The sequence below is a fragment of the Arthrobacter alkaliphilus genome (genome assembly GCF_021483235.1).
GTDB classification, from domain to species: Bacteria; Actinomycetota; Actinomycetes; order Actinomycetales; family Micrococcaceae; genus Arthrobacter; species Arthrobacter alkaliphilus.
Genome location: NZ_JAKEEC010000052.1, coordinates 1 through 3,008, shown reverse-complemented (window position 1 = coordinate 3,008; position 3,008 = coordinate 1). Strand labels below are relative to the sequence as shown.

At 63.5% G+C, this 3,008-nt stretch carries 3 protein-coding genes; all 3 read right to left on the bottom strand.

Annotated features, from left to right (window positions below; translation table 11 throughout):
* On the bottom strand, nucleotides 1–1,361 hold a 1,361-nt coding region (locus L0B83_RS19520), incomplete at its 3' end, for a Fis family transcriptional regulator (protein ID WP_234760229.1).
* Nucleotides 1,354–1,707, bottom strand: coding sequence for a helix-turn-helix domain-containing protein (locus L0B83_RS19515; RefSeq protein WP_234760228.1), 354 nt, complete (start codon nucleotides 1,705–1,707; stop codon nucleotides 1,354–1,356). The genes L0B83_RS19520 and L0B83_RS19515, both read right to left, overlap by 8 nt.
* A complete protein-coding gene (locus L0B83_RS19510; protein WP_234760227.1) occupies nucleotides 1,700–2,791 on the bottom strand; it encodes a tyrosine-type recombinase/integrase in 1,092 nt (363 codons plus the stop codon). Before L0B83_RS19510 ends, L0B83_RS19515 begins: the two co-directional genes overlap by 8 nt.
* Nucleotides 2,792–3,008 lie beyond the last annotated feature (217 nt).

Here is a 3,008-nt window from a genome sequence, read left to right as displayed (position 1 = left end):
GCGATGATGGCCACGGGTGCGAGTTTGGTGAGTTCGTGGAGGGTTCCGAGCCGTGCGGCGCGGGTGCTGAAGAGGCGTTTGAGTCGTTGGGTGAGGTGGCCTGGGTGGATGTGTCGTCCGGGGGCGGCACCGCGGAAGACCCAGTTGCTGTCCGGATGCGAGGCCGTGAGGCTGTGACGTGGGTTGGCAGCGAGTTCACGCCAGGGTTGATCCAAGGGCTCCGGCAGTGCGATCTCGATGGTGCCGAGCTGGATCGTGACCAGTTCCTCGGTGACCGACACGTTGTCCCAGGTTAGTCGTGCGATGTTTTCGGCCTGTTGTCCGAAGACCAGGATGAGGATCGCGGCGGCCCTGTCACGGTTGTCGATGCCCTCGGCGTTGACCACGCTTCTGAGTGCTTCGTCCTGCGCGGATTTGGGCAGTCTGGGGCTGGTGCCGCGGCGGTGCGGGATGATGGCCAGCCCTGATGGTGCCGCTTTGGTTTTGATGGCCCATTTCAGGAAACGTTCGGCGATGCGTCGGGTTGTTGGTCCTTCTGCTTGCCAGAGGTCCAGGTGGGTCTGGGTGAGCTCGGACATGCTGGTGTCGTGGCGGGTGAGCCAGTTGAGGAGGTCGATGGCGACGGTGACTTCCTGTTTGGCGCGTAAGAAGGTTCCGCGGGAGATTTCGTCCATGTGGTTCATTCGCCGTTGGTGATGCCAGCGGATGTAGCGGCGGATCAGGTCGCGGTTCCGTGGGTCGCTGAGGCGTTCGGGGGCTTGTGCGGCCCAGTTGTCGTAGCGGATGCGGAGTTCGTCGCGTCGGGGGAGCACGCCGTGCTCGGTGAGGAGTCCGCGGACGTAATCGCGGGTGGGTGAATCGGGCAGTTCGTCGAAGGACTCATGGGTGATTTCGGGGGTGGCGGCGAGGTTGCGCAGGAACGCGGTGACGTGTTTTTGGCGGATCCAGGTCAGGCCGCTGTTGGCCCGTTTCATCGTTTTCAGTGCCGCGGCGAGGGGGAGCAGCACGGGGCTGATGGTTCCCCGGGCCGGGTCTGCGAGCAGGTCATCGACGGTGAGGCCCAGGACGCAGCTCCAACAGCGGCCGCCGCTGTGTAGTTCTTCCTCGGCGCCGCAGGTTCTGCAGTCGACGTTGACTTGTATGCCTGAACATCGGCGGCAGCTGGGCCGGCCCTCGTCGATGCCGGGCAGGACGCCTTCGTGTCCGCAGGCGCAGGCGCCTCGGGTGCGTTTGGCTTGCTGGTAGCAGTAGCCGCAGATTCCGCCGTCGGGCCATCGAGCGACGGTCTGGTGGTGTTGGCCGCAGCGGGCGCAGGGGACGGGCCAGCGGGTCGGGTCCTCTGCCTTTCGCGGCCTACTCACCGTCCTCGGGCGGGACGAGGCGGATGCGTTTAGCGATCGGGTTACGAGGTTGGATTCCGAGGTCTTCGCTGCGCTTGGGTGCGTTTGCTGTCGCTGCGGCGCGCATCTCGACATAGGGCTCGAACAGGTCATTCGGCGTGCAGTCAAGGATGTCGCAGAGCGCGGCGAAGGTCTTGGCCGGAATGCGTTCGGGTGTGGCCGTGACGAGCCGGTAGACCTGGCTCTCGGAGAGGCTGATCCCGCGGGATCGCAGGAGCGGCATCAGTTCGGTGGTCTTCCAAAGGTTGCGTTGGGCCATCAAAGTCCGCAGGTTCCATCGGTAGCCGATCCGGCGTTGTTCAGGCATCAGGGTCCTTCTGGGTGGCGAGGCGGAGTGCGATCATTTTCTGCACGGTTTTCTGCTTGAAATCCGACGATACCGATGTGTAAAGGCTCGTGGTGGATGCGAAGGAATGGCCGACCTGGGTTTGGACAAACAAAGGGTCGTAGCCGGCCTCGATCAAGTGCGTCACGTAGGAGTGTCTGAGGCAGTGCAGTCCGAGCTCTTTGGGCAGCCCGACCGCGTCGCGTGCCGCGGCGAAGGCATCACTGAAACCGCCCTTCGTCATCCGGGCGCCGCGTTCACTCGGCCACAGCGCCGAGGACCGGTCCGCTGTCGCGAACTGCTTACGCATCCCTCCGGTCGTCCAAGTCCGCAGCTGTTCGATGACCCATTCGAATTCCGGGACGGTCAAAACGGTGCGGCGCCTGGGCCCGGAGCCTGCAGTGCCTTTGGCCCACCGGACCTGCAGTGCGCCGAAGTGGCCGTAGTCGCTCACGTGCGGGTTCGGGCCGAAGTCTTCCAGGTCCAGCATGGTCAGCTCACGCCGGCGCAGCCCGTAGGCATAACAGACCTTGAACGCGACCGAATCGCGGAACAACGGCAGCCAGCGTTTGCTGCCGGCCGCGTATTCACGGTCGACGAGGTCGTCCAGATGGTCGAAAACCCGTTGCAGCTCCGCCTTGGTGAACGCACGCCGCCCCGGCGGCACCGCATCATCTGTCGTGTGCCGCGGCGTGTTCCATTCAAAGCAGATCTGGCTCGGGATGTCACCGAACGTGCGTTCGCAGAACTCGCCCCACCCGTAGCCAGGATGCGTCAGATAGCCGCAGAACATCGCCACCGCGTTGCTGTAGGAGCGCAACGTCTTCAGGCTGAGCGGCTTCTCACCGGACCGCAGCCCGGCCAGGAAATCATCAATGTCCACCGGACGCCATTGCCACGGAAACTCACCACTGAACTCCTGGAACCGGACCAGTAACCTGCAACGGGCTTCGATCGTGTCCGTTCCCAGGCCCCGGGCGAGCATCTGCGCACGCCAGCCATCCAGCATCGCGGCGTACACGCGCTCATCGGCCCTGAACAAACCGACATCCGGATCCCTAAGCATCCGCGGAACAAAACCCGGAACAGCCTCTGACACCGCAACCCCCAAACCGTGGAATCATGCATTAGATGCAGAAAATCTACAGTTCACACGCGAAACAAGGCAAATCCGGACTCACGATCAGCATCAATGCCGCTCGGGTAACCCGCTTCCGACCTGCGGAAACGTCCGATTCTTAGGCAGACGGGAGTTCTCGCACCTAACGCAACTCCCGTTAGTT

Coding starts and splice junctions, on each gene's coding strand:
- L0B83_RS19515 (WP_234760228.1), bottom strand. CDS start 1,707: ATGCCTGAACAACGCCGGATCGGCTACCGATGGAACCTGCGGACTTTG.
- L0B83_RS19510 (WP_234760227.1), bottom strand. CDS start 2,791: ATGCTTAGGGATCCGGATGTCGGTTTGTTCAGGGCCGATGAGCGCGTG.